Annotated in this window: 22 protein-coding genes, 1 tRNA gene and 3 pseudogenes; 7 read left to right on the forward strand and 19 right to left on the reverse strand. The window is 49.0% G+C overall.

Annotation, left to right across the window (positions count from 1 at the left end):
* Nucleotides 1-15 precede the first annotated feature (15 nt).
* A complete protein-coding gene (alaC, locus tag LGL98_RS07015) occupies nt 16-1,236 on the forward strand; it encodes an alanine transaminase (RefSeq protein ID WP_114692762.1) in 1,221 nt (406 codons plus the stop codon).
* A gap of 70 nt (nt 1,237-1,306) precedes the next feature.
* Here alaC and ypdK read toward each other — a convergent pair whose 3' ends face one another.
* The 3 genes from ypdK to LGL98_RS07030 all read right to left on the reverse strand — a co-directional run bounded on the left by ypdK (nt 1,307) and on the right by LGL98_RS07030 (nt 3,354).
* Nucleotides 1,307-1,378 (reverse strand): membrane protein YpdK, encoded by a 72-nt coding sequence (gene ypdK / locus LGL98_RS07020; RefSeq protein ID WP_099119320.1) that lies wholly within the window; start codon nt 1,376-1,378, stop codon nt 1,307-1,309.
* A gap of 324 nt (nt 1,379-1,702) precedes the next feature.
* Nucleotides 1,703-2,899 (reverse strand): CynX/NimT family MFS transporter, encoded by a 1,197-nt coding sequence (locus LGL98_RS07025; protein ID WP_136034525.1) that lies wholly within the window; start codon nt 2,897-2,899, stop codon nt 1,703-1,705.
* Nucleotides 2,896-3,354 (reverse strand): nucleoside deaminase, encoded by a 459-nt coding sequence (locus LGL98_RS07030; RefSeq protein WP_114692763.1) that lies wholly within the window; start codon nt 3,352-3,354, stop codon nt 2,896-2,898. Before LGL98_RS07030 ends, LGL98_RS07025 begins: the two co-directional genes overlap by 4 nt.
* A 132-nt stretch (nt 3,355-3,486) precedes the next feature.
* Between LGL98_RS07030 and cynR the strand changes: the two genes are divergently transcribed.
* A complete protein-coding gene (gene cynR, locus LGL98_RS07035) occupies nt 3,487-4,371 on the forward strand; it encodes a transcriptional regulator CynR (protein ID WP_136034527.1) in 885 nt (294 codons plus the stop codon).
* 12 nt (nt 4,372-4,383) lie between these two features.
* Here cynR and LGL98_RS07040 read toward each other — a convergent pair whose 3' ends face one another.
* The 12 genes and pseudogenes from LGL98_RS07040 to LGL98_RS07095 all read right to left on the reverse strand — a co-directional run bounded on the left by LGL98_RS07040 (nt 4,384) and on the right by LGL98_RS07095 (nt 16,795).
* The gene (locus LGL98_RS07040) at nt 4,384-5,223 is read right to left on the reverse strand and encodes a hypothetical protein (RefSeq protein WP_136034528.1); all 840 of its coding nucleotides are present in this window, start codon (nt 5,221-5,223) and stop codon (nt 4,384-4,386) included.
* Between the two features lie 369 nt (nt 5,224-5,592).
* The gene (locus tag LGL98_RS07045; protein ID WP_136034530.1) at nt 5,593-6,075 is read right to left on the reverse strand and encodes a WbuC family cupin fold metalloprotein; all 483 of its coding nucleotides are present in this window, start codon (nt 6,073-6,075) and stop codon (nt 5,593-5,595) included.
* Nucleotides 6,076-6,219: 144 nt separating this feature from the next.
* Nucleotides 6,220-6,614, reverse strand: a pseudogene (locus LGL98_RS07050) (transposase); the annotation flags it as partial.
* A 789-nt stretch (nt 6,615-7,403) separates the two neighbouring features.
* On the reverse strand, nt 7,404-8,003 hold the full coding sequence (locus tag LGL98_RS07055; protein ID WP_136034533.1) for a helix-turn-helix domain-containing protein: 600 nt from the start codon (nt 8,001-8,003) through the stop codon (nt 7,404-7,406).
* A gap of 214 nt (nt 8,004-8,217) precedes the next feature.
* The gene (locus LGL98_RS07060; protein ID WP_203033828.1) at nt 8,218-9,162 is read right to left on the reverse strand and encodes a fimbrial protein; all 945 of its coding nucleotides are present in this window, start codon (nt 9,160-9,162) and stop codon (nt 8,218-8,220) included.
* Between the two features lie 11 nt (nt 9,163-9,173).
* On the reverse strand, nt 9,174-9,752 hold the full coding sequence (locus LGL98_RS07065) for a fimbrial protein (RefSeq protein ID WP_136034537.1): 579 nt from the start codon (nt 9,750-9,752) through the stop codon (nt 9,174-9,176).
* Nucleotides 9,753-9,755: 3 nt separating this feature from the next.
* Nucleotides 9,756-10,496, reverse strand: a complete 741-nt coding sequence (locus tag LGL98_RS07070; protein ID WP_136034539.1) for a fimbrial biogenesis chaperone — start codon at nt 10,494-10,496, stop codon at nt 9,756-9,758.
* 18 nt (nt 10,497-10,514) lie between these two features.
* Nucleotides 10,515-13,010 carry a fimbria/pilus outer membrane usher protein gene (locus LGL98_RS07075; RefSeq protein WP_136034541.1) on the reverse strand — a complete coding sequence of 832 codons (2,496 nt, stop codon included), beginning with the start codon at nt 13,008-13,010 and terminating at the stop codon, nt 10,515-10,517.
* 73 nt (nt 13,011-13,083) lie between these two features.
* Nucleotides 13,084-13,629: a fimbrial protein gene (locus LGL98_RS07080; RefSeq protein WP_136034543.1), complete on the reverse strand. Its 546-nt coding sequence runs from the start codon at nt 13,627-13,629 to the stop codon at nt 13,084-13,086.
* A gap of 677 nt (nt 13,630-14,306) precedes the next feature.
* On the reverse strand, nt 14,307-14,786 hold the full coding sequence (locus LGL98_RS07085) for a FidL-like protein (RefSeq protein WP_168435417.1): 480 nt from the start codon (nt 14,784-14,786) through the stop codon (nt 14,307-14,309).
* Nucleotides 14,786-15,535: a winged helix-turn-helix domain-containing protein gene (locus tag LGL98_RS07090; RefSeq protein ID WP_168435418.1), complete on the reverse strand. Its 750-nt coding sequence runs from the start codon at nt 15,533-15,535 to the stop codon at nt 14,786-14,788. The genes LGL98_RS07085 and LGL98_RS07090 overlap by 1 nt, the downstream gene beginning before the upstream one ends.
* Nucleotides 15,536-15,598: 63 nt before the next feature.
* Entirely contained in the window at nt 15,599-16,795 is a 1,197-nt protein-coding gene (locus LGL98_RS07095) for an HD-GYP domain-containing protein (protein WP_136034549.1), read from the reverse strand.
* Nucleotides 16,796-17,241: 446 nt separating this feature from the next.
* Here LGL98_RS07095 and LGL98_RS07100 point away from each other — a divergent pair.
* A pseudogene (locus LGL98_RS07100) lies at nt 17,242-17,636 on the forward strand (transposase); the annotation flags it as partial.
* Nucleotides 17,637-17,814: 178 nt separating this feature from the next.
* Here the strand turns inward: LGL98_RS07100 and LGL98_RS26255 are convergent.
* The 3 genes and pseudogenes from LGL98_RS26255 to LGL98_RS07110 all read right to left on the reverse strand — a co-directional run.
* Nucleotides 17,815-18,016 (reverse strand): annotated as a pseudogene (locus LGL98_RS26255) (Arm DNA-binding domain-containing protein); the annotation flags it as partial.
* Nucleotides 18,017-18,166: 150 nt separating this feature from the next.
* Nucleotides 18,167-18,241: transfer RNA gene (locus LGL98_RS07105), tRNA-Arg, on the reverse strand.
* 89 nt (nt 18,242-18,330) lie between these two features.
* Nucleotides 18,331-19,260 carry a formate/nitrite transporter family protein gene (locus LGL98_RS07110; protein WP_114692650.1) on the reverse strand — a complete coding sequence of 310 codons (930 nt, stop codon included), beginning with the start codon at nt 19,258-19,260 and terminating at the stop codon, nt 18,331-18,333.
* 289 nt (nt 19,261-19,549) lie between these two features.
* Here LGL98_RS07110 and mlaA point away from each other — a divergent pair, with 289 nt between their 5' ends.
* Nucleotides 19,550-20,311 (forward strand): phospholipid-binding lipoprotein MlaA, encoded by a 762-nt coding sequence (gene mlaA, locus LGL98_RS07115; protein ID WP_002913362.1) that lies wholly within the window; start codon nt 19,550-19,552, stop codon nt 20,309-20,311.
* Between the two features lie 62 nt (nt 20,312-20,373).
* On the opposite strand, the gene fadL is transcribed toward mlaA, so the two are convergent.
* Nucleotides 20,374-21,702: a long-chain fatty acid transporter FadL gene (gene fadL / locus LGL98_RS07120; RefSeq protein ID WP_136034551.1), complete on the reverse strand. Its 1,329-nt coding sequence runs from the start codon at nt 21,700-21,702 to the stop codon at nt 20,374-20,376.
* A 367-nt stretch (nt 21,703-22,069) separates the two neighbouring features.
* Here fadL and LGL98_RS07125 point away from each other — a divergent pair, with 367 nt between their 5' ends.
* The 3 genes from LGL98_RS07125 to fadJ all read left to right on the forward strand — a co-directional run bounded on the left by LGL98_RS07125 (nt 22,070) and on the right by fadJ (nt 25,968).
* Entirely contained in the window at nt 22,070-22,354 is a 285-nt protein-coding gene (locus LGL98_RS07125; protein WP_114692648.1) for a YfcZ/YiiS family protein, read from the forward strand.
* A 159-nt stretch (nt 22,355-22,513) separates the two neighbouring features.
* Entirely contained in the window at nt 22,514-23,824 is a 1,311-nt protein-coding gene (gene fadI, locus LGL98_RS07130) for an acetyl-CoA C-acyltransferase FadI (protein ID WP_136034553.1), read from the forward strand.
* Entirely contained in the window at nt 23,824-25,968 is a 2,145-nt protein-coding gene (fadJ, locus tag LGL98_RS07135; protein WP_136034555.1) for a fatty acid oxidation complex subunit alpha FadJ, read from the forward strand. Before fadI ends, fadJ begins: the two co-directional genes overlap by 1 nt.
* Nucleotides 25,969-26,156: the final 188 nt, after the last annotated feature.

Here is a 26,156-nt window from a genome sequence, read left to right on the forward strand (position 1 = left end):
TAATTAGAGGAACCTATGGCTGAATCCAGTCCTGAACGCCGTTTTACGCGTATCGATCGTCTCCCTCCGTACGTTTTTAACATTACTGCTGAACTGAAAATGGCTGCGCGTCGGCGCGGCGAAGATATTATCGATTTCAGTATGGGCAATCCCGATGGCGCGACGCCGCCGCATATTGTGGAAAAACTCTGCACCGTTGCCCAACGGCCTGACACCCATGGTTACTCTACCTCGCGGGGGATCCCGCGCCTGCGTCGCGCCATTTCGCGCTGGTATGAAGAACGCTATAACGTCGATATCGATCCGGAATCAGAAGCGATCGTTACCATTGGTTCGAAAGAGGGGCTGGCGCACCTGATGCTGGCGACGCTGGATCATGGCGACACCGTACTGGTGCCGAACCCCAGCTATCCGATCCATATCTATGGTGCGGTAATCGCCGGGGCGCAGGTGCGCTCGGTGCCGCTGGTGGAAGGGGTGGATTTCTTTAACGAGCTGGAACGTGCCATCCGCGAGAGTTACCCGAAGCCGAAAATGATGATCCTTGGCTTTCCCTCGAATCCGACTGCGCAGTGCGTGGAGCTGGATTTCTTCGAAAAGGTCGTCGCCCTGGCTAAACAGTACGATATTCTTGTCGTCCACGATCTGGCCTATGCCGATATCGTGTATGACGGCTGGAAAGCGCCCTCTATCATGCAGGTGCCCGGCGCGCGAGATGTCGCCGTCGAGTTCTTTACCCTGTCGAAAAGCTATAACATGGCCGGCTGGCGGATTGGCTTTATGGTGGGTAATAAAACCCTGGTGAATGCGCTTGCTCGTATCAAAAGCTATCATGACTACGGCACGTTTACCCCACTGCAGGTAGCGGCAATTGCGGCTCTGGAGGGCGATCAGCAGTGTGTGCGTGATATCGCCGAACAGTATAAGCGCCGTCGCGATGTGCTGGTCAAAGGGCTCCATGAGGCCGGCTGGATGGTGGAGTGTCCGAAAGCGTCTATGTATGTGTGGGCGAAAATACCGGAACCTTACGCCGCGATGGGCTCACTGGAGTTTGCGAAAAAGCTGCTTAATGAAGCGAAGGTTTGCGTCTCGCCGGGGATTGGCTTTGGCGACTATGGCGATACCCACGTCCGCTTCGCGCTGATCGAGAATCGGGACCGTACGCGTCAGGCGATCCGCGGTATCAAGGCGATGTTTCGCGCGGATGGCCTGCTGCCCGTGCCCGCCGCGAGCTAACGCTGCGGACAGCACGGCAAAATAAAAACGGGAGCATGAAGGCTCCCGTTTTTTTTGACACCGCTGCAGTCTAGATCATCAGGGCAAAAGTACCGGCCCAAACGATGACCATAAAAGAGAGACCCATAAAGAAGTATTTCACGACTCATCACTCCACGCGCTTATGCGACGTTCAAATGAATTAATTGTTCTGTTTTTCAAGGGCTGTCGCCGGTGAAATCTCACCCTGCGGCAGCTCGCAATTCTGTGCGTTTACTGCTCCAGATGGCGCTAATGTACGCCTAAAAAATCAGAGAGACAAGTGGCATTTTTTTATTAATTTTTAGTTACTTACGAGTGTCGTGATTCGGCGACACATTAATTTCACTCGGTAATAAATTTAACGCCAGCGACGCCTGGAAAACGGCTTTGGCAAGGAGAAAGTGGGCGACGCGCGGCATTGATTTCGCCACGCGTCGACGCCGGGTCAGTGCAGGTCAGAGGCGTGCTGTCGCCACGCAGAGGGGTAGCGCGCCGGAATGAAGCGCAGCGTCAGCGCCATGAGTAGCAGGACGCAGATCGCATGCCAGGACCAGTCAAGCGTGTAGTTACCGCTCAGGCTACGTAACAGGCCGGACAGCCAGGGGGAGAGGCCAGCGATGATAAATCCAATACCTTGCATAAAGGCTACCAGCCTGCCAGCCACCGCCGGTTGTCCGGCGTGATCCAGCGCCAGCACCAAACACAGGGGAAACGCGCCGCCCAGCCCCACGCCGCAGGCAAGGGCCCAGAGCACAGAGAAATGCTCTGGCAGCCAGATGAAGCCGCAGAAGCCAATCTGCTGTAGCGCCAGGGCCAGCAGGAGAAGCTGGCGCCGATCCTCCTTGTGAGCCAGCGCCGGGAGCAGCAGCGCGCCGGCGGTTTGCCCGACGGTCAGCAGCGCCAGCAGCGAACCGCTGTCCTGGGCGCTGTCGCCTAGCTGAATGTAGTAAGGCGGCAGCCAGGCGATCAGACTGGCGTAGCCGGCATTGATCAGTCCGAAATAGAGTCCCAGCGTCCAGGCGCGGCGCTGGCCAATAATCGCGACCCGGGGAGAAGCGCTGGTCTGATGCGGTGCGCGAGGTAATTGCCGACAAATTGCCAGCCAACTGAACAGAGCCAGTAGCGCAGGGAGCGCCCACCAGGCCAGCGCATCATGCCAGGCCGTGCTATGTGACGCCAGCCATGGCGTGAATGCGGCGCCTAACCCGCCGCCGCCCATCAGCGCCGCTGACCATAGTCCCATCACCAGCGCCGTCCGCTGGGGAAAGAGGCGCTTAATTACCGCCGGGATGGCGGCCTGAATAATGCCGATGCCAATTCCTCCGGCCAGGGCGCTGGTGAGCAGTAAGCCACTATTCGGGGCGATTTCCCGCAACAAGGCGCCTGCCGCGATAATCAGCAGGCTCAGCGCAATACTGCGCTTTTGAGCGATATAGCGATCGACCCAGCCAGCGGCCAGCGCCAGCACGCCCATCGCGATCACCGGCAGCGCGGTCAGGAGAGCGGCCAGGGTATAGCTCATCCCGCTGGCGGCGCGGATGTCCGGCAGCAAAGGGCCAATGGAGGTAAGCAGCGGCCGCATATTGATTCCAATCAGCACCAGGACTGCCAGCGTCAGGTTTTGTCGCAGCGCTGATTTCATGACTGCCGTTCCGCCCAGCGCTGATAAAGTTCAGGACCCTCCGGTTGTGGGCGATGATGGATAGGCAGCGTTTGCCTGGACAGCGGCTGCTGTAGCTGCTGATAAATCGCGGCGGTCGAGAGCTGAAAGGGTTCGCCATCCTGATTACTGTTGGCGAAAAATACTTCCCGCACGCTGGTTAAATAGAGCGCGCTCAAGCACATAGGGCAAGGTTGCCCGCTGGCATAGATCACGCATTCGCGCAGCGCCGCGCTTCCCAGTCTGGCGGCAAGATCGCGAATGGCGTTCAGCTCAGCATGGGCCGTTGGGTCACCGCTCAGATGAAAGGTATTGACGCTTTCAGCGACAATCTCATCACGCCGCACCAGCACGGCGCCGAAGGGGCGCCCACCGTCAGCAATGTTTTGGTTTGCCAGCATTAATGCACGCTGGAGATAGCGATCGTGAGCCGACATAGTCACTCCTGCACAAGATGATGTTGATGGTGAAAAACGCAGAGGATGGTAGGTAGAGGGTACGTATCTTGTTTCATAAGTTAAAAGACTTATTTATGATGAACTCTATTTGAATTACTTATAGGTAAGCGGATGCTCCTGCGCCATCTTTCCTACTTTATCGCCGTAGCAGAACATCGTGGATTTACTCGCGCCGCCGCGGCGCTCCATGTCTCCCAGCCTGCGCTGTCACAGCAGATCCGCCAGCTGGAAGCGATGCTGGAGGTTCAGCTTTTCGACCGTTCTGGTCGACGTATTCGTCTGACCGATGCCGGAGAGATCTGGCTGGAGTATGCCCGTCGCGCGTTACGCGATCTTGAGGAAGGCCGGCGCGCCTTGCATGACGCAGAAGATCTTCACCACGGTAAACTCCGCATTGCTATGACGCCAACTTTCACTACCTATATGCTGGGCCCGCTGGTGGAGGCGTACTACCGACGCTACCCTGGAGTAAAAGTGCTTATCCAGGAGATGAACCAGGAGCGGATGGAGGCGATGCTGCTGGAGGATGAACTGGATGTGGGGATTGCTTTTGACGACAGGCGATCACAGGACATTGTGGTTCAGCCGCTGCTGACGGAAACGCTTGCGCTGGTGGTGAGCCGCGCGCATCCGCTGGCACGAGAGCGTGACTTGCAACTGCAGGCACTCAACGCCCAGCCGCTAATTTTACTCAGCAGCGAGTTTGCCACCCGTGAGCAGATCGATCGTTATTGCCGCCTTCATCGGCTCGAGCCAGACGTGCGGATGGAGGCCAACTCCATCGCTGCCGTTCTGTCGGTTATTCGAAGCACACTACTTGCAACGCTGCTGCCGGCGGCGATCGCCGGGCAGTTTGATGATGTGGTGGCGATTGCGCTACAGCCTGCGTTGCTGCAGCGCACGGCCTGTTTATTGCAGCGGCAGGGTGCCTGGCAGAGCGCTGCAGCGCGTGAATTCATCGCTGTAGCACAGCAGATCGCAGTCACGCTGGATTAATGGTTGGTATTGCTAATAATGCTCACTGGACAGGGTATCTTCCCTGAGCATGCCTTCTTCTTTAAGTTTTTCCAGCACATGACGAAAGAGCTGAGTTTTGTCTGACTCGGCCATATGCTGCAATTTCTCATTAAATACGGTATGGGACTGAATAAGATAATGGATAAACTCCAGTAATAACTCATTTTGCGGCAGAACGGTTAATTCCTGATGAATGTAACTGGTTTGTTCCAGCAGCGAATTTTTCGTCACGTCCATCGGACGGGCGCTAATGCTGTGGGCGTATATTTTCTCAATAGCCTGGCTGGTGATATAGATACGGTTTAATGATATGGCGGGACGTTCATCTTCATCCGGAATGAAATGACAATAAACAAACGGTTTATCAGGCAACATCATGCTAAGTTTGCTTTCGCGAATAATATCACCAGGCGCTTCCAGCAAGGCCATTAAATTCCGGCAATGTGGATGCCAAAGTCCTGACGCGGATACCTTTACATTGAACTGCGTCACCGTATTTCCGCGCAGGGTTTCCATCATCGGAATATCCCCTTCAAGCCGCAAAATGCTGCGGATGTGGGAGTGGGGCGACCAGATAGTTTCCGTCGCCTCGGATGAGGAAAGCGGACTGAACGCGGTAGTGACGTCTTTTTCCTGATGAGAAAGGGCGGCGATTTTTAATGTTCCCCGCGTCGGGTTGAGCTTCAGACATAGATTGATCGCGCCAATATCATGCCAGTGAAGAATGTCTTCAAGTTCGCAGTTTAATAATTTTTGCGCCCGCGCCAGAGAGCAATACTCCATTGGCGGTAAATTATTTAGCTTCCAGATGTTCCGTTCTGTAATATTCATAAGAATTGTATGTCGATGAAAAAATAAATCGCCACGGTGAGCAAAAGCATCAATGATAATGATTTATTTTTCTCGCTGACTTCCTTTACCTGTTTGACAAAATCCATTCACATTAAGAATAATATATCGATAAATTGGCTGTTTTTATTGTTTTACTGCCACGTATTTACTCTGTCCCGTTATCTTATCATCTCTTATTCGTAGAGAAAAATAGTTTGCTGAATATAAGAGTTTCTTCCTTTTTAGCAGCAATGTGGAAGGCGAGTATGAGCGGAGCACGAAGGAAGGGACGGTTAATTTGGTAAACTTTGTCCTCGGTAGGAAGTATCAAAACAGACGCCATTGGCGTCTGTTAACGTGTACCTGTTGTTATTGCGGCATCGACAGAAAACGGTCACCCGGTTGCGCGATGGCATACCATGCCATGATTTCGGCTGTACCCGGCTGGCCTTCAGCCGGTGCCCAGACCATGGTGTCGATTTCGGCAAGCGGTTGATAAGCCCCTTGTTTGACTTCAAATACCATCCCGCCAGCGTCCAGTGACAGTACGGTATGCCAGGTGCCAGCCTCCATTTCCAGCGCCGTACAGGTTTCACCCAGCACCACCCGGTTGGTGACCACGCCGTTATCATCAAAATTCAGTACCACAAATCGGCCTTTCAGCGGCAGTAAAAGTTCGAAGGTATGTCTGTGCCGGTGCGGGCGGATATAGGTGCCAGGTTCCATGGCGATGGCCAGGCGCTGTACCGGGTCGCTCAGTTCGGGATGAAAATTGCGATGGGCACGCAGGCGTGGCGCATGGGCCGCCGCTTCGCTCTGCTGCTGCATATCGCTGAGGGTGATCTGTTTCATATCTACGTCTGGCTCCTGTATCGTCCAGAGAAGGTTGTAAAAGGTCGCGGCTAGTGACTGAAAAAGTCAGAAGGTATTGTACGCAGAAATGCGCGTTGCTGTCGGTTTATTGTGTGCGTGATCGACAAGAAGGACTCAGGACTGACGCCACCGGGATGACTGTGACGCCGGACCCGGGTTGTGCAGCCACGCATAGAACCCGGCCCGGGCGACATTCAGTACCCATCACACCCCATACAGTGCGGTGTTCATTGATAAAGCGGTAATTCAGTCGGCCTCCCTTGCAAAGTACCGCGCGGCCTTTTTCAGGATATCCCGTTCTTCTTCTGCGCGTTTTAGCGGCGCCTGTAGTTTCAGAAACTCGCTAAATCCCGGGCATGCTGTTCGCTGTTATCGGGTTAAATAGCCCGTAACCACTAATAGAGACTACGTGCGGAAACACTCAGACGGTTAGATACTTCGGCAACAGAATAACCGCGTTTCGTTGTCTGGCGGACGGCTTCTGCCTTAAATTCAGGTGTAAATTGTGGTGTGCCCATACGCTCCTCCCATATGCAAACTATAGGGCAGGATCGTCTACCGTGGTGCAGTCCAGTGACATCCATGATACTGATCAGACTAAGCGTGACGTCTTGCAAAAGGCAATTGCTTATATCGCTAAGGTGGATACAGCTGTACGGCTGAGTTTGCTCCAGAGAGCACGTAAATACAGGCCCGGTGAATGCCTTTTACAAACAGGAAAAAAACGTATTGTTGTGAGCGTTCAGATCTTTGAAGCCATTGGTAGAGTATGGAGTAACGGTGCATTAGAGGAACATGAAAATAGTCTGAACACACTGAAACACCAGATCTTTGGCCGGACTGACTTAGAGTTACTTAGGCAACGGATAATGAGTTCTTTGGCTTGAAAGTTTACTCTAAGGTTGCAGAAAACCCTCTTTCACATAGCTAATGACTGACGGAACCTGCCATCACAATAAATCGCAGCGCGCGGATCCTTTTATTGTCTTATTCCGCATTATTACGGGTAAAACCAAATACGTAAAGGATCCTTTCTGGTACCAGATCTTGACCAAAGCCAGGTGTGGCAAGGGCTGCAGGTCATCTGAGGCATTTTGGGAGAAATGGGGTAATACCGGACAAACGGAAGCAGGCAAACAAAGTAGAAAAGAAGTAAAGGAAGGAGACTGACAGCCTTTCGTCTAAGCTGATGCAGCAGATGGCTGGGTCGTATGAACCAGGCAACATCGGTTTTATGAGATGCTGCCAGGCATCAGGGTGAGGGGTTCATTAAAGACTCAATGTGGTGAGTCGTACCCAAACGAAACTTAGTGAATGAGTATCCATTTTATTTTTTTTACGCCAAGCTTCTTCATAATATTACGCTGATGGGTATAAACCGTTTTAATCGCAGTGTTGAGCATTTTAGATATATCGGGGACAGTATTCCCTTTCAGCGTGTATGCTAATACATATGCTTCGATATCACTCATACGCTTTGATGATGGATAATCATTATAACGGTCAGCTGCCATAAAGCAGCTTAGTTCATATGGAAGAGAGGTTCTGTCTTGCTTACCGTATATCACATACCCGCCGGCTAATCGGGTGAATAAAGAAAGATAATGGTTGTATATCTCCGAAAATAGAAGGGTGGGTATCTTGGCCTTTTCCACCTGTCGGTAAAGTATGATGATTTCAGCAAGTTGGGCGGCAGTCAACGCTCCAGTTAATACTATCGCGACAGAAAATGATTTTTTGTTTAATGCTAATTTATTGATTTCCTGGAGCGGAATGTAGCGAACAGCATAAAAATCAGGGGTGAATAACGATGCCAATCCCGTCAGTATAAAGGGGTTATTACTGGTAATAATCAGCTCTTTTTTATTATTAATAGATGCAATTTTATTAAGGAATTTGCTTCTCATAACAACCTGAAAAATAAATGATTAAACTATATTTTCCATGTTTATACTTTATGCATGGAAAGTACCCAGAGAAAACAGTAGAAAGTGAATGTGCTAAAAATTATAGAAAAAACTGAGTTTTATAACGTGTATTTATCTTCACCCTTAAAAAAGATGGTATGTATTTTGAAAATACAGAGCGAATTTTTGACAGTAATAATTCGCTCTGTAAAATTTACTTATAGTTTACCGTAAATATAATGTTTGACTCAAACTCACCAGTTTTTGCTTCACCGTTACTGACAAGAACAGCCTGGTAAGTTTTTGTCTGGCTTTTCGAAGTTGTCAGATCAACAAAGTCCGTAAGGTCGTTAAAGATAAGATAATTACCAGTATCAGGATCGTATATTTTTAGCAATGCACCATTGCCCAGGTCAACGCTATCGTTGTTAACGACAGTACCAGTCGGTGTAAAAAGTGCATCAAGCGAAAAAGGCGCATCACAGGTACGCGAAACTGCAAGTGAAAAGTCCTTTCTGGTAATAACAGAACCCGTGCTGTTCCAGGGTTTTAGCTCGCCAAAATCGACATCGGTAACTTCGGGAATATTTGCACTGCATTCAAGAGCAACAAAATTGGTTAACCCTGTAAGCGTATAACGATAGTTAAGTCCGGCATTGTTATTAATACCACCAACACCATCGAGTTGGAAAACTGCTATTTCATCAGTATCAAAAACGATGCTGCTGGTTAAGTTAGCAGTTTTTTTGATATAAATTTGATAGCTCATTGTTAGGGTTTTAGCATACTTACTCCCTTTTTCGCTTTTGGTAAAGTATAAACTTGTTTGCGTTTTGTCACTATTGGTTCCTAAGTCAACGCCATCATATATAATACCAAACGCAACCCCTTCAGGCATTACCGCGCTGCCACTGACTTCCGGGTATGTATAAATATATACATACTCATCAGTTTTAGATGTTGTTGACCAACAAACAAAATTGTTAGTTAATACTTCTGAACGCCATACGATAGTGCCATCAGGTACGTTATTGGGGATTTTTACGCTACCAATATTAACCAGTTCGCTGGTACTTCCTGATATGGAATCTTTATGACACTCCAGTGCCAGCGTAGACGTACTGAAAAAAATCATTATTAACAATATAAAATATTTCACGACATCACCAGTCAATAATACTTTAAATGAAAAGTTAATGTTCCCGTTAAAGGCCCGCGGTAATGATCCAATCCCTCCCCACGAACAACCTGAGAGCTCAGACGGATGCGATTTCCTCCTTTATCCGTTCGAATCACATGACTGTGTATATCGGGTAAGATCTGATTACTGTCATCATCCAGTATTTTCAGTCCCATATGACTCTCCCGTGGGTGTAACATGAACACGGTAGGATCATCAGGAAGCGTTTCGCCATCAAGGGTGATTGTCATCAGCGTACCACCACTCCAGGTCGTCTTCAGTTCACTGGTATCATCAAAGGCATTATTATCACGGCGCTCACAGTTTGTAAGGTGAATGACAAGAGAATTCGGGACTTCATGAAATATTTCACGCGAATTTGATTCTCCAATCATGATAAGTTGTTCATCTGAGTCAAAATCGAGCGTGCAACCGGCTTCCTGTATTACACCCTGGAAATTTATGTTTCCTTTGAAACCCTGATATTCAAGGTCGCTGGTCGCGTGCGCCAGATGCGTTCCGACAAACAGAAGCATCATCAGTGTCAGTCTGCATCTGCCGTAGTTCATATCTTATCCCTCATTATTTTTTTCAAATTTGCAAATATTATTCTCACAGCGATATAACATTGATATCACACCACCGAAATCATTAATGTATGAAAGTGATATGCGTTGCCCGAGACGTAGCCCTGCGACAGAGACTTTCCGATCAGAGAATGGGGCAACCATCTCACCATCCACCTCTTTCAGTTTATTTCCCTGACTATCTTTAACTGCCAGAGCGGTGAAGTAGTAAGGGGTTGGATTTGTTATTGTGAGTTGATTACCAACGGTCTGAATCGTAATTTTTTGCTCTGGATTAAAGTTGTTGCTACGCTGTATGGACTGTGGGCGATAGAAAAGTTTAATTCGACTCTGAATCGCTACTTGCATAACATTTTTTTTCTCACTTTTTGGCGGCACTTCTCTCGTATTAAAATAGAAAAGCGACTCACGATCGGTGGGGAGGCTTTCAGCTTTTACACCTTTAACGATCCGAACCTGACTTTTATCGCCTGCTTCTATACGTTGCAGAGGGGGCAGGGCGATCAGCATCTCATCCGATTTTTTCCCTTTGTCATCCTCAACCCAAGATTGAGCAAGATAAGGCAATGTTTTACTTTCATTAGTCAATGTTATAGCCGTGGATTTATCGGCAGCATTATAAATAAGCCGTGTTCGATCCAGGTTTACAGCTGCCAGTCCTGTAGCCGATATAAAGAACAGTCCTGATGTCAACAATACAGGTATTTTTTTTGCAATAGTATTCATTATTTCATCTTTCATTAATTACTGGCACGGCAATAGTAATGTGGTTAATGCTGCACCATTGAGTTGTGGGAAGTGAATGTTACAGATTTTTCCATTACCCAGATCCACGATAGCAGTTGCATTATCGTCGATACCTGATAAATAGGCCTGTCCGCCAGTGCCAACAATACCGAGTTCTCTGCCACTGACAGTATCTGTCACCGGTGAACCAAATCCAGGAGCCGTTCCATCTGCGAGCGTAATCGTCGCCATCACACGGTATCCTTTATTTACCGGAAGAGATTTATAGCCAATCGCCCCTTCCGTCAGGGTACTCTGGAAGATGGATTTTTCCATCTCGACATTTTCCGGAAGTCTGCGAATATCGACGGCATAACTGTTACTTTCAAAGCTGCTGCCACCCGGTATTACAGCAATACCGAAACGGTTTGTTTTTGCATTGCCAGCATTGAAGGGCACATCTGACACTCCATGAGCTGAAATCAGCATTCTCGGCGTTTCGCCTCCAAGACTTTCGCTTAAGGCAGCACCATAAGGTGTTATGGTGACAGATCCGTTCCAGTCTGCGCTGACTGAACGATAGGCACGATTTTTCTGGCTGGCATTCACATTAAACGCACCGCTCTGTGTACGCTGGCGATAGCTACCTCGAACGAGGGCGCTACCTGAACTGATGTCTGTATCCCGCCCCCCTGCTGAGAGACGATAGGAACGATCACGCTCACTGGAGTTATAGTAGGAAACGGTATGTGAGCGATTGCCTTCACCATACTGGCTGTCATAACTGATTTGTTGACCCGTACCAATTGGCATGCTTATACCAAAGTAAATCTGTCTGTCATCTGATTCCCGGTAACGTGTTTTAGACACGGACAACGTGCCTGTGATGTTGCGTAAATCAAAGGCGTTAAAGTTTCTTGTCATAGAAAGTGACATACTGTTGGAACTATCCCCGTACCAGTAATTACGATGGGTATATGACAGATAGGTATTCACGTCCACCCATGGAATATGTTGATTACCCATGACGGTATAGGTTTCGCGATCTCGCTGATAAAGTTTGTTAATCTTCAGATAGTCAAGATAATCACTCATGGACAGGTAATTACTGTCTGAAAACCGATAGCCCATAAAAGAGATTTGACTACCCGTACTTGTAAATTGACGAGCATAATTAACACGATAGCTGTATCCGGATTTTGTATTCTGCTGTTCAAGCTTGCTCTGCGCCCGAGTGACATCCATAGAAAGAGCACCGAGCAAGTGTAAATCCTGCCCGATACCTGCAGTCGCAGCCTGGTAGTTTTGATTCGTTGCTATAAAACCGCCATAGAGAGAGGTATTATTAAATGCGCCCCACGAAATCTCACCACTCATAAATTCAGGACCAATATAGCGGTTGCCCGTGTTGTAAACTGGTTTACCAGAAAATAACTTATAGCGCATGGAACCTTGTCGTGTCAGAAAAGGAATGCTCGCTGTATTGACCTGGAAATATTGTACGCTCCCGTCTTCCTCCTCGACGGCTACATCCAGAAGACCCTGTACTGCCTGATTTAAATCGCTAATGACAAAAGGTCCCGGTGGTACATTCGTTTCATAGAGAGTGCGGCCTTTCTGTGTGATCTTTACACGAGCATTGGTTTTAGCGATACCGCTAACCTGTGGTGCATAACCGCGGAGGGCGGGTGGCAGCATGCGTTCATCACTCTGAACAGATAAACCGTTATATCGAAACGAATCGTACAGACTTGAATTTAGATAGACTTGTCCCGCCTGTAATTTCAGACCTTGTTCATTGAAGGAACGATACAGGTAGAGCTGTGTCCAGTCAAAGTTGGTATCACGCTGATTGCCTCTTTTATAGTTTGAGTACTGGTAATTACCACGTATACGCCACGGCCCAACATTTACTCCGGCGGTACCATAGCTGGAATAATCTTGTGTATTATTGCTGTGTTTATAATTAATTTTGCTCGCAGCAATGTCATAATCAAGCATAAACCCTGGAATACCATTGTCCCAGCGTGAAGGAGGTGTCCAGTTACTGTCACTATATTGTAAAAATGCCTGAGGTACAGAGACATTCAATGCGGACTTGGACAGGTTAGTTGTCGTGGTAACCGAATCAATGTCTTCAACATATATGCACCCATTATGCGATATTATGTTGTTTAAATGTTCAGGTTTAATGGCCATGGCATCAACCAACTCAACAGGCAGGCATGGTCTCGCATTTTCGTTTCCGCCTACGGAAACGAAAATGATATCAACGTCATCATGTAAGAGGTTGTTATTCAGTGAAACTGATAATCGATACTTACCAGGAGCGATATAACCAGCTCGTTCGAATTTTTTAAGGTTGACTTTGTCGTTATCATCCATATTAAGAATGCCAGTGGCAAACTCTATGGCTCTGGCTGGTTGAGATGCTGTAGACAGAGCCGCAATAATTAAACTGATTTTAACAGGCGAATATCTGAAGTTCAGTAAGGATATGTTATCAGGCATCATGCGCTACTTTATATTCAAAAATAGAGATAAAAGGCATCATGTTTAAAATATGATGCCTTCGAGATTTAATATATTATTTGTAGTTCAGTTTGAAAGTTGCATCAGAACGAATATCACCGGCAGTGACAGTATTACCATTTGCTTCAACATAAGCCTGATAAGTAATGGTCGCACCGTTACCTAATGGATATTCAGTTTCAGAACCCAGTTCAATAGCGTTACCATCTTCGTCCAAGAGACGAACACCAACACCTTGAGCGCTGGAATCGTTTGCCAGCAGTGCAGCGACGGTTGCATCCGGAGTACCGGAGAAAGTTACGCCAACTTTAGAATAAGTGGTGGTCTCGTCACCTTCTACTGAAGTCAGAGTACAGTCAACCAGTTTGATTTCGCCGGTTGCAGGACGGGAATGTGAACCCGCAGTTTTCAGGGAGCTTAATGCCACAGAACCGAGCTCTACAGTCTGCTCAATACTTTCCGGAGCAATTGAACATGGCGCATCAATAACAGTACCAGTGAAATGAATAGTACCACCACCACCGTTAACATCCGCGAATGCAGCAGACGAGGCAGTCATGATGAAAGCCAGAGACATTACTTTTAAGGACATATTTTTCATATAAATACTCGTTATTTTTAAACTCGAATCCCTTTAGGAGATCCGTTCATGGTTTCATCCCTGAGCACCACATATGCCCAGAGTTCGTATATGTGCCTGACGGCATACAGTATTGACAGAAGGTGTTGTCGAACCTGTTGCCCAACATGCACCGTTGCCGCGATTAATAACACCATGTAATTGTTATTTAACGAAGCGAAATGTTTTTTAATTTAAATTTATAGTGAATTATTCTTTTTCGGTATGTGTTTTTAACTTTTTTGATCATCTGGTGGTGTTGTTTTAAGTGATTTGGAGATGTAGTGATTACGCGCAGTCGCTTGAATGTTAATATTTGATCTTGTTTTTCGCTGTAAGGCTGCTGAAATGAGGTGATGAGAGGCTGTCAGGTATTGCGAACTTGCTGAAAATCAATCAAAGCTGACTATCTGACAAGTTGTAAATTGATCTTCTTTCTGGTTTTTGTTCAGAATGGTTAGAGCAGAAGGTAAAAGAAGAAGAGAAAGTGGAATATATGAACAGCCCCTGCTTTTGAAAGCGGGGGACACACAAACTAAAAAAGGTTCTGATCCACACATCGCTCAGGAGAAGCGCTGATGAACATGAGTGAGGAACGTATAGCGAAGAAGATTAAAAAAAGACACTACTATGTAATGTCTTTTGCGTGTTATTGAGGACTAACCCTTTTGTACGCAGTTCAGAAGAGGGGAGACAATAGTACCCAGCGTTAGCAAGTTTTCATTACTTTTGGATATGAAGAGGGATGGTTTGTCAGCAATGTTAAGCTCTGAATAAATAACAGGAACAAAACTATCAGGAACAGTATCATGGCCCATTTTTTGGATATTGACTATTTTCACACTATATCTATTCGATTCCTCATGTTTATACTCAAATTTGACATAGCGTGAGAAATCATACTTTTCAAGTTTATTCCCTGTTGTGCCACTAAGATAAAAATACCCATTTCTGGACTTCTCAAAATCAAATATAATTGTTCCGTTAAATGAAAAGTCCTTTCCATAGGTATTGTCAGTATAATGTACAGTTGACTCGCAGGTGAGATTAAGATACTTTTCACTCTGTAAAAAGTATAATCTTATACAGTTGGCTACCAGTAAGAAAAGAATTAACCCAAGGACTAATTTAATTTTCATTATTGTTTCCATTTGTAATGGTAAAAATTATTACAGTGAGTTATTTTATTTTCACGTAATGGACAAAATGATAGAAAAACTATTCCATCTTCATTCTGATAAATGCTTTTTTGTAAGCTGACAAATATGGCTGCAGGATATTTTGAGCATTGTTCAAGTAATTCCGGCGCTATTTCAGAAATAGCTTTCGTTATTGTTTTATTAACATTTTCAGGCATATTGGCCCAAGCCTGAATCTGGCATTTATCAATCGCATAGAGTTTTTTTGCGGTTTTATATCTTGGGTTGTCATCAGAATACATAAAAAATATGATGTTTGAAATTAACGCGATAATAATTGCAAGAAGTAAAAATCTCGTGGATAAAGACATTTTTTTTATTGCTTTAGTGCTTATTTCATTTGCTAAAATTTTACTTTCTTCTAATTGCAATATTTCGATATCCTGGGAGATTATAAAGCCAACTTTTGGTATAGATACAATGATATCTTCAATATCTGTTAATGATGTTAATGTTTTCCTTAAAATGCTTATATATTGATTTAATGAACCATTAGAGCTGACTAAACCATGAGATTCCCAGACTTGCTCAAGCAGGTATTCGCGCTCGACCACATGACCATGAGATTCAATTAATAAAGTTAGTATTCTGTTAGCAGTTTTAGTGATTTTTTTCTCTTCATTACTACTATCCCCGGAACAAGACAGGCTCCCGGTTTCAGAGTCATATATCACTTTACTGGCGATCATGTATTTCATCTGGTTTAATTCTTTTACTGATGATTTTGTATATGCCTCATTAAAATAACGAGTTTATACTTTGTTGATGATAGAATATGCACTTTTGATATTTGATTTGAGAACATCAAAGACCACTTTTTCGAGCCGGTTATTTTGCACCTCTTCATCAATAATGTCCAGAATTCTTTCTGGTTTCATCCCTTTACGATAGGGCCTATCTTCTGCCATAGCAGTAAAAACATCAGCGATAGCCAGTATTTTGCTCGGTAAATCAAGTTTGTATGCTACCAGTCCCCTGGGATATCCGCTGCCATCAAGTCGTTCATGATGATTTGCTGCCCAGTGTTTAATGTTTCGCAGGGGCTCTATTTGAGAAAGCATCTCATCTGTCTTGTAACTGTGTATTCGCATTAGACTATATTCAGACGCAGTCAGTCTGCCTTTTTTTTCCAGTATGTGAATAGGTATATATAATTTACCAATGTCATGAAGGTAACCAGCGATCTGAATTTGCTTTTGTGATTCCAACGGGAGTTCCATTTTGTCCGCAATGAAACGCGATATTTTTGCAACTTTAATGCTATGAGACATAGTAAAGTTACTATAGGTGTCGATTATTTTTGCAATTAGCTGACAAACTTCCAGCAGATCGTCAGTTGAGATTATGTTTTTTTTGACTGGACTGATGTCTACAAGTGCCTGTTCCAGTTGTGCAGAGGCAAGGCGATACCATAAAATATCGTGTTTTATAACTTTATTTAAAGCTGTAATCAGTTCAGGCGGGAACTGATTGTTTTCTTCAATGAAATCATTAATTTTTATATCTTCATAAGATATATTATTATCAAGCTGGGACTGTGTGAACAGCTCAAAAGCATCAGCCATATGCAAAATATGACATTCCAAAGGGTATTTTTCTGGATTGGTTGCATCCCATGATATATGATGTTGTTCGATAATAGTTAGCGCTGGCTCAAAAATAGATATTTCATTCAGCATTATCACACCATTCGCTTCATGCTCAGTAATATATTCACTCTCAACGATATCCTTGGGTGCTGTGACCGACCATTTTTTATCAATAAAGCCTATATCGTGTATATTGGATGCAATGTAAATGTTTTCTATTATATTTTTATGAAGGTTAAGCTCCTTTGCAATAATTAATGATATATATGCAGTGCGTTGCATATGCATAGCTAAATCAGGAAAAATTGATTTAACGATAATATTTATAAGGCTTAGTGTATGTTGTGTAGATATTTGCATATAATTAAATTCCCGTAAGATAGGTATTTGAATATACTTGCCGGCGTGGACTGGAAGTCGTCTCTATTAGACATAACGAAACCCACGTATTACTCTTCAGAACGGTACTTTCTTTATGGTCGAGTTGGCATATTAAACTATCATATGCGAGAATAGTAAATGATTATGCTGTTAAATTTGTATTTATAGATATAAAATATAGCGATTTGATTTTTTTTAGCTTTGTTTATGTGTGGAAGTTTTCATGAATTGATGTTTTTAATGCTTTCACCTCGATAAAAAATTTAAATCAGAGCATCTTTATGTTTCCGTGTACTTCGCTTTGTTCAGGGCCGCATTGTTATGAGATGAATCGCCGCGGGTTTATAGACACCGCAGAGTCATTTATGGACTGTCCCCACTTCGGTAGACGATCCTGCCCTATAGTTTGCATATGGGAGGAGCGTATGGGCACACCACAATTTACACCTGAATTTAAGGCAGAAGCCGTCCGCCAGACAACGAAACGCGGTTATTCTGTTGCCGAAGTATCTAACCGTCTGGGTGTTTCCGCACGTAGTCTCTATTAGTGGTTACGGACTATTTAACCCGATAACAGCGAACAGCATGGCCGGGATTTAGCGAGTTTCTGAAACTACAGGCGCCGCTAAAACGCGCAGAAGAAGAACGGGATATCCTGAAAAAGGCCGCGCGGTACTTTGCAAGGGAGGCCGACTGAATTACCGCTTTATCAATGAACACCGCACTGTATGGGGTGTGATGGGTACTGAATGTCGCCCGGGCCGGGTTCTATGTGTGGCTGCACAACCCGGGCCCGGCGTCACAGTCATCAGTCCGGAGGCCTTAGAACAGGCCTCGTCGTGAGGACAGCATTTCTACTCTCGTGGGGCAGTCCAGTTTCATTCGAGATCTATTGCTTCCAATGCAGTGGTATCCGAGAGTTTTTTGGCTAACTGCGTGGCCTTTATTGACCTCTCCGGGATCCTAATCATTCCCCAATACTTTTTTGCCGCATCTCATTTAGTGCGAGCTTCCGCAAGCGAGATGTTCGGGTAGCTTCCAGAATGAGAGCTTTTTCTCCTTGCAGGCAAACCGATACTACGTGCGCCAGTACTTTGAACCATGTGTATTGACCATAAGATAGAGCCCTTCGCCATCAGCGAGCTTATAGGCCTTGTCTCTGAGTTTTGCAGTCTCGGCCCGACGTGCATTTAAGGTCATTTTTGGGGACTTTTTTGTTGAACAGGATAAGCCCGCATTAAGACCCCAAACGTTTATTGATTTACGTTGAAATGGATAGACATCAGTTGACATCGCATAGCCAGGATAGAGGGCTTTATTGAATTTGGTAGAAGTCAGGAGAGGTATAAATGGTGTCCCCTGCAGGAATCGAACCTGCAACTAGCCCTTAGGAGGGGCTCGTTATATCCATTTAACTAAGGGGACAAGGCGGCACGAGTATAGCGTTTTTTGCCCGCCTGAGTAAGAGCCATACCGTCTGACTGCTTAAACCCTCGCCACTCAGGGCGCTTTTTTTATGTCCGGCCGGCCTTTTTCCCTTTCTCCGCCGCCTGGGCACGGGCTTCCGCTTTTCGCTTGCTGCTCATATCGTTACGGATCTGCGCATGGCTCAGCAATGCGAAGATGAAGGTCCCGCCGCAGATATTTCCCGCCAGGGTCGGCAGGGCGAACGGCCAGATAAAGTCGCTCCAGGGCAGATTTCCATTAAACACCAGATAAAGGATCTCAACCGATCCCACCACGATATGAGTCGTATCCGCCAGGGCGATAAGCCAGGTCATGAGAATAATCACCACGATTTTGGCTGCGCCAGCGACAGGAAACATCCAGACCATGGTGGCAACCAGCCAGCCGGAAATAATCGCATTGGCGAACATCTCTGTCGGGCTATTTTTCATGACGTCTTCGGCGATGCTGACAAAGGCCTGACGGGTTGGCTCATCAAATATAGGCATATAATTGAAGGCCCAGGCGGCCACTGCGGTGCCGATGAGATTGCCCGCCAGTACTACCGACCATAACCGCATCAGTAATCCGACGTTGCCGGGAGTAGGATTGTGCATCACCGGCAGAACGGCGGTGACCGTATTTTCAGTGAACAGCTGTTGGCGAGCCATAATCACAATAATAAAGCCAAAGGTGTAGCCGAGGTTTTCCAGCAAAAAACCGCCCGGGATCCCCTCCAGTTTGACGTGAAAAATCCCTTTCGCCAGCAAAGAGGCTCCCATCGACAGGCCGGCCGCAATCGCTGACCATAGCAGGGCCAGCGCATCGCGCTCCATCTCTTTTTCCCCTTCCTGGCGAATATGTTCATGGATCGCCATCGCCCGCGAGGGAAGGCGATCTTCATTCACTTCTATCTCTTCACCACGCTGATTTTCCTCACTTTCCACTTCTCGTTCGTCATCCTCTGCCTTTAATTTGTTATTGTCTAGTTCATCCATTTCGTGGCCCTCGCTATCAATCTGTATAGTTATAGCGTAGCGGCTTTCCCTGCCGTCTGGCTGGGCATACTCTGAAATCGCAAAAATGGTAACGTCAGATTTTTGTCGCTCCGGTAGAATAGGAGCCCCGCGATTTCGTTATTCCCAGGCTAAGATCAAATCAACAACTTGGGTGATATAGACATCGTTCAACGTGCTGTTACAATCGCTCACATCTTTACGGGCGGAAGCGTTGTCTTTCCGTCATGGATGGCAACTCGCGATAGCCATAAAAACCAGGGAGACATCTATGAATTATCGCCTGTCGGCGCTTGCGCTTGGCGCCACATTGCTGGTGGGATGTGCCAGTTCCAGCTCTGGGGATCGGCCGCAGGGGCGCTCAGACCCGTTAGAAGGGTTTAACCGCACGATGTTCAATTTCAACTTTAATGTGGTTGATCCTTACGTGCTTCGCCCGGTAGCGGTGGCATGGCGTGACTATGTCCCACAGCCGGCGCGCAATGGGTTAAGCAACTTTACCAGTAACCTGGAAGAGCCGGCAGTGATGGTGAACTACTTCCTGCAGGGCGACCCCTATAAAGGTATGGTGCATTTTACCCGCTTCTTCCTGAACACCATTCTCGGTATGGGTGGGCTTATCGATGTGGCCGGGATGGCGAATCCGCAGCTACAGCGGGTTGAGCCACATCGTTTCGGCAGTACGCTTGGGCATTATGGCGTTGGCTATGGCCCGTATGTTCAGTTGCCGTTCTATGGAAGCTTTACCCTGCGCGACGAAGGCGGCGATATGGCCGATGGCTTATATCCGGTGCTCTCCTGGCTGACCTGGCCGATGTCGATCGGTAAATGGGCGGTGGAAGGGATTGAGACACGCGCTCAGCTGCTGGATTCCGACGGTCTGCTGCGCCAGTCTTCCGACCCTTACATCCTGATGCGTGAAGCCTACTTCCAGCGTCATGACTTTATCGCCAACGGCGGTAAGCTGACCCCGGCGGACAACCCGAATGCTCAGGCTATTCAGGATGAGCTGAAGGATATCGATTCACAGTGATCGGCGAATGATAAAAAAAAGGGTGAACACTATGTTCACCCTTTTTTATTGCGCGCTGTTTATCAGAAGCGGTAGTTGAAGTTAGCGCCGTACAGCCAGGCGGTTCCTTCAGAACGGAAGGTATACGGGCCTTCCTTAATTTCAACATGCTGCCCATGCATGTAAGAAACCCCGACGTCAACCGATGCATCTTTATTGAACGCGTAGGTGGTACCCGCGCTCAGCCACAAGCGATCCTGGTCCGGAATAGAGATGGAGCGGTTATTAGCCGGCACCGGGCTGTCATCGAAGGCGATACCGGTACGGAAGGTCCAGTTATCGTCATAATAATAGGTGGTCCCCAGCGCAAGGCGATAGGCGTCCTTGAAGCCTTCTTCTTTATAGAACAGGGTCTGGCCGTTGCTGCCGGTGGCTTTCAGCTCCTGGAACTGACTCCAGCTGGTGTAGGTCAGGCTATAGTGGACCGCCCACTGCGGCGCTACACGGTTATAACCTGACAGCTCCCACATTTCCGGCAGGTTAAGGGTCAGTGAACCATTGGTCGTCTGGCCGCTGGTGCCCGCGGGCAGGCCGAAGTTGCCGAGGATCTGGTTATAAGCTGCCGGCAGACTGCTGCGGTAGTTACCGTCGAAGTCGATCTTGACCTCAGAACGGTAGGTTAAACCGTAGCGGTTGTTCTTATCCAGCTCATAGAGGATCCCCGCGTTCCAGCCAAAGCCCCACGCGTTGCCGTTAAGATGGGCGATCTGCGTGTCAGCCGGGATCTTCGCCACCTGGCCTGCCAGCGCTGGCGGCAGCGCGCCAGAGCCCGCGACAATCTGCCCCAAATCGCCAGCATAGCGCTCAATCTTCGCCTTGGCGTAGACCGCGTCAAAACCTAAGCCGAAGCTCCAGTTGCTGTCGAGACGGTAGGCGCCGCTCAGGTTGAAGTTAGCGGTGGTCAGGTCGGTTTTACCGCCCATGCTGCCGGCCGCATAATCATCGTTATACTCTGTTGCCAGACCATAGTTAGAGGTGATAGACGCCCCCCAACCAAATTGATCGTTAATCGGCGCGACAAAGTGGAAGTTGGGCACCCACGCCGTCGGGGCGATATTGTCTGCATTCAGGCTCTTGCCGGTGGGGGAGGTGCCCGAAACATTAACGCCCGGGTCGACAAACACGGCGCCCGCCGACATGGTCGGGCGGTCAAACATCATAATTAGTGCCGGGTTACGACTGGCATTACCAGCATCGTCAGCGATAGCCCCTTCACCGGAATAGGCACGACCCAGCCCCGATGCAGAGAATTCGTTGAGCTGGAAGCCTGCTGACCAGGCCTGGGTGGAAACAAGTGCGACAGCCACTGCAAGGGCAGATTGGGTAAAGCGGGTTTTCTGGCTCATGCCCATAACCTCATTGAGTTATTTTTTTTTAAACTATGTTACATGCCGTAACAGAAGCGCGGGAGTGTAGGGTCTGCGGTACAACCAAGAAATCAGACCAGTGCGCTGAGTATAGGTCTGACCAGATGATTTGTTGCAAGTATGTTTATGAAGTTTTTCAATTGTGATAACAGAAACGCGATCCAGCTGGCAAAAATCTCGAAGAGAGCAAGGGGGAGAGAAGGGGATTTTTGTTTTAGATCATTTTTAAGTGTGATTTCTGTCACTTAACGCTGGTAGAGCGATTCTCGGCTGGAGGCTCACCGGGGGCAGGGCGTAAAATAGGCACATAATTTGTCTGGCACCGCAGGTGCATCTCCAGAGGAAATCTACGATGAGTAAATGTAGCGCTGATGAAACCCCGGTTTGCTGCTGTATGGATGTTGGCACGATTGTTGACAACACCGACTGCACCGCCTCATACAGCCGCGTATTCGCCAACCGCGCGGAAGCCGAGCAAACGCTCGCCGCGTTAAGCGAAAAAGCCCGCAATGTCGAATCTGAGCCGTGCCAAATTAACCCGACCTTCACTGACCTTGACGGCGGTGTGCAGCTGGATATCGATTTTGTTTTCAGCTGCGAAGCAGAATCCCTGATCTTCCAGCTGGGCTTACGTTAATCCTTCCCCCTCGACGCCCCGAGTACGGGGCGTTACCTTTTCTCTTCACTGTGTTTTGGCTCGCAATTTTGCGCTTCTCCAATTGGCTTAATGTAAAAAATTAGTTAAGAATGTTATCAGGTCAGACCACTTGGTTGTCTTGGTAAACAGGGGAGTGTTATGAGTCAGGCATTACCGCTTATCACCCGTCAGGGCGATCGCATTGCCATTGTCACGGGGTTACGCACGCCATTTGCTCGTCAGGCTACGGCTTTTCATGGCGTGCCGGCCGTTGATTTAGGAAAAATGGTGGTTGGCGAGATGCTGGCGCGCAGCGACATTCCTGCCGAAGTCATCGAACAACTGGTCTTTGGCCAGGTGGTGCAGATGCCGGAAGCGCCTAACATCGCCCGGGAAATTGTGCTGGGTACCGGCATGAGCGTACATACCGACGCCTATAGCGTCAGCCGCGCCTGCGCCACCAGTTTCCAGGCCGTGGCGAACGTCGCTGAAAGCCTGATGGCCGGCACCATCCGCGCCGGTATTGCCGGCGGCGCCGACTCCTCCTCTGTCCTGCCCATTGGGGTCAGTAAAACGCTGGCCCGCGCGCTGGTGGATGCCAATAAGGCACGCACGCTGAGCCAGAAACTGAAGCTGTTTTCCCGCCTGCGGCCGCGCGACCTGCTGCCGGTCCCCCCGGCGGTAGCTGAATATTCAACCGGCTTGCGGATGGGCGATACCGCCGAGCAGATGGCGAAAAGCTGGGGGATCGCCCGCGAGCAACAGGATGCCCTGGCACATCGTTCGCACCAGCTGGCAGCCAAAGCCTGGGAAGAGGGGAAACTGTCCGCAGAGGTGATGACCGCCTATGCGCCCCCTTTCCGGGAACCGCTGGAGCAGGACAACAATATTCGTAAAAATTCAACCCTCGCAGATTATCAGAAGTTACGCCCGGCCTTTGACCGCAAACATGGCACCGTCACCGCCGCCAACAGTACGCCGCTCACGGACGGCGCGGCGGCGGTGATCCTGATGACTGAGTCGAGGGCTAAAGAGCTGGGGCTGAGGCCGCTGGGCTATCTGCGCAGCTATGCCTTTACCGCCATCGACGTCTGGCAGGATATGTTGCTGGGGCCCGCATGGTCCACGCCGCTGGCGCTGGAGCGCGCGGGCCTGACGCTGGGGGATTTGACGCTTATTGATATGCACGAAGCTTTCGCCGCGCAGACGCTGGCCAATCTCCAGTGTCTGGCAAGCGACCGCTTTGCCCGCGAGGTGCTGGGCCGCGCGCAGGCCACCGGTGAGGTGGATGAGACTAAATTTAACGTCCTCGGCGGCTCTATCGCCTACGGTCACCCCTTTGCCGCCACCGGCGCGCGGATGATCACCCAGACGCTGCATGAGCTGCGGCGACGGGGCGGGGGATTTGGTCTGGTGACGGCCTGCGCGGCAGGTGGTCTGGGTGCGGCGATGATCGTGGAGGCTGAATAATGGATACTGTTTCCGCTTTTAAGCTTGAGGTCCGTGCGGACAAAGTCGCGGTGATCACCATTGATGCCCCGGGTGAGAAAATGAATACCCTGAAAGCTGAGTTTGGCAGTCAGGTGCGGGGGCTGATACGTCAGGTCCGTGATGATAAGTCGGTACGCGGCGTGGTGTTTATCTCCGCCAAAGCGGATAACTTTATCGCCGGCGCTGATATCAACATGATTGCCCGCTGCCGCAGCGCGCAGGAGGCGGAAGGGCTGGCGCGCCAGGGACAGCAGATTATGGCTGAGATCCATGGCCTGTCGATCCCGGTGATTGCCGCCATCCACGGCGCCTGCCTCGGCGGCGGTCTGGAGCTGGCGCTGGCCTGCCACGGCCGTATCTGTAGCGATGACGAAAAAACCCGGCTCGGCTTGCCGGAGGTACAGCTTGGCCTGCTGCCGGGTTCCGGCGGGACGCAGCGTTTACCGCGACTGATCGGGGTCAGCACCGCGCTGGATATGATGCTGACCGGCAAGCAGCTGCGGCCGCGGCAGGCGCTGAAGGCTGGCCTGGTAGACGAGGTGGTGCCGCAGGCGATTTTACTGCAGGCGGCGGTGGAGCTGGCGCTGAAGGGGCGCCCGTCCAGCCGCGAGGTACCTGTTCGCGAACGCGTACTGGCAGGGCCCCTGGGGCGCCATCTGTTATTCCAGTTTGTCGGCAAACAAACGCAGCGCAAGACTCAGGGGAATTACCCGGCGGTGAAGCGAATTTTGCAGGTCGTCGAGAATGGCCTGGCCCACGGCTGCAGCAGCGGTTACGCCGAAGAGGCGCGCGCATTTGGTGAACTGGCGATGACCCCGCAGTCGCAGGCGCTTCGCTCAATCTTCTTTGCCAGTACCGATCTGAAAAAAGATCGTGGCGCCGAAGCAGATCCCGGTCCGCTGAGAAGCGTTGCTGTGCTGGGCGGCGGCCTGATGGGCGGGGGGATCGCCTATGTGACCGCCTGTAAGGGCGGGCTGCCGGTGCGGATTAAAGATATCCAGCCGCGTGGCATCAATCACGCCTTAAAGTACAGCTGGGATCTGCTGAATAAACAGGTTCGCCAGCGTCGATTGCGCCCAGCGGAGCGCGATCGTCAGCTGGCGCTGATCTCCGGCACTACCGACTATCAGGGCTTTGCTCATCGCGATGTGGTGATCGAGGCGGTATTTGAAGACCTGGCGCTGAAACAGCGGATGGTCAGTGAAGTGGAGCAAAACGGCGGGCCGCAGACTATCTTTGCCTCGAACACCTCGTCGTTACCGATAGGCGATATTGCCGCCCATGCCAGCCGTCCGGGACGGGTAATCGGCTTGCACTTTTTCAGTCCAGTGGAAAAAATGCCGCTGGTGGAAGTAATCCCGCATAAGGGAACCGACCCGCAGACTATCGCCACCGTGGTGCAGTTGGCTAAACGGCAGGGGAAAACGCCGATTGTTGTCGCAGATAAAGCGGGCTTCTATGTGAACCGCATCCTCGCCCCATATATCAATGAAGCGATGCGCCTGCTGGTGGAAGGCGAACCGGTTGAAGTCATTGATAACGCGTTGGTTAAATTCGGTTTCCCGGTGGGGCCGATTCAGCTGCTGGATGAGGTGGGTATCGATACCGGCACCAAAATTATCCCCGTGCTGGAGAGCGCGTTTGGAGAACGTTTTAGCCCGCCTGCAAACATCATTGACGCGATTTTGAAGGACGATCGCAAAGGTAGAAAAAATAATCGTGGTTTCTATCTTTATGAGACAAAAGGGCGTAAAAGCAAAAAACGGCCCGACCCGGCAGTCTATTCGCTGCTCGGCATCGACCGCCCGCAGTCGCGCCTCTCCGTGCAGCAGGTGGCGGAGCGCTGTGTGATGATGATGCTTAACGAGGCGGCGCGCTGCTTTGATGAGCAGATTATCCGTAGCGCGCGCGATGGCGATATCGGCGCCGTCTTTGGTATAGGGTTTCCGCCATTTCTTGGCGGCCCGTTCCGGTATATGGATACTATCGGCGCGGGTGAAGTTGCCGCGATCCTGCAGCGCCTGGCCGCCCAGTACGGCCCACGTTTTACACCCTGTGACACTTTATTACGCATGGCCGAACAGGGGACCACCTTTTGGCCAGCGGATGAACGGCTGACCTAAGTTGTGGTCAAAGAAGGTAAATCCGGCTACGGATGACGCTGTTGATTGGCTGTTTTGTAAACAATGATTGACTATACTTACGCCATTGAGGTAAAAAACAGCGTTTCATTCGTGGAATGGATCAGGCACAATGCCCGGCCACCGGGTCGCCTGCGTATTGTCTTCGCAGGCCAAACTACGGTGCTTCT

The organism is Klebsiella africana, from assembly GCF_020526085.1.
GTDB lineage: Bacteria > Pseudomonadota > Gammaproteobacteria > Enterobacterales > Enterobacteriaceae > Klebsiella > Klebsiella africana.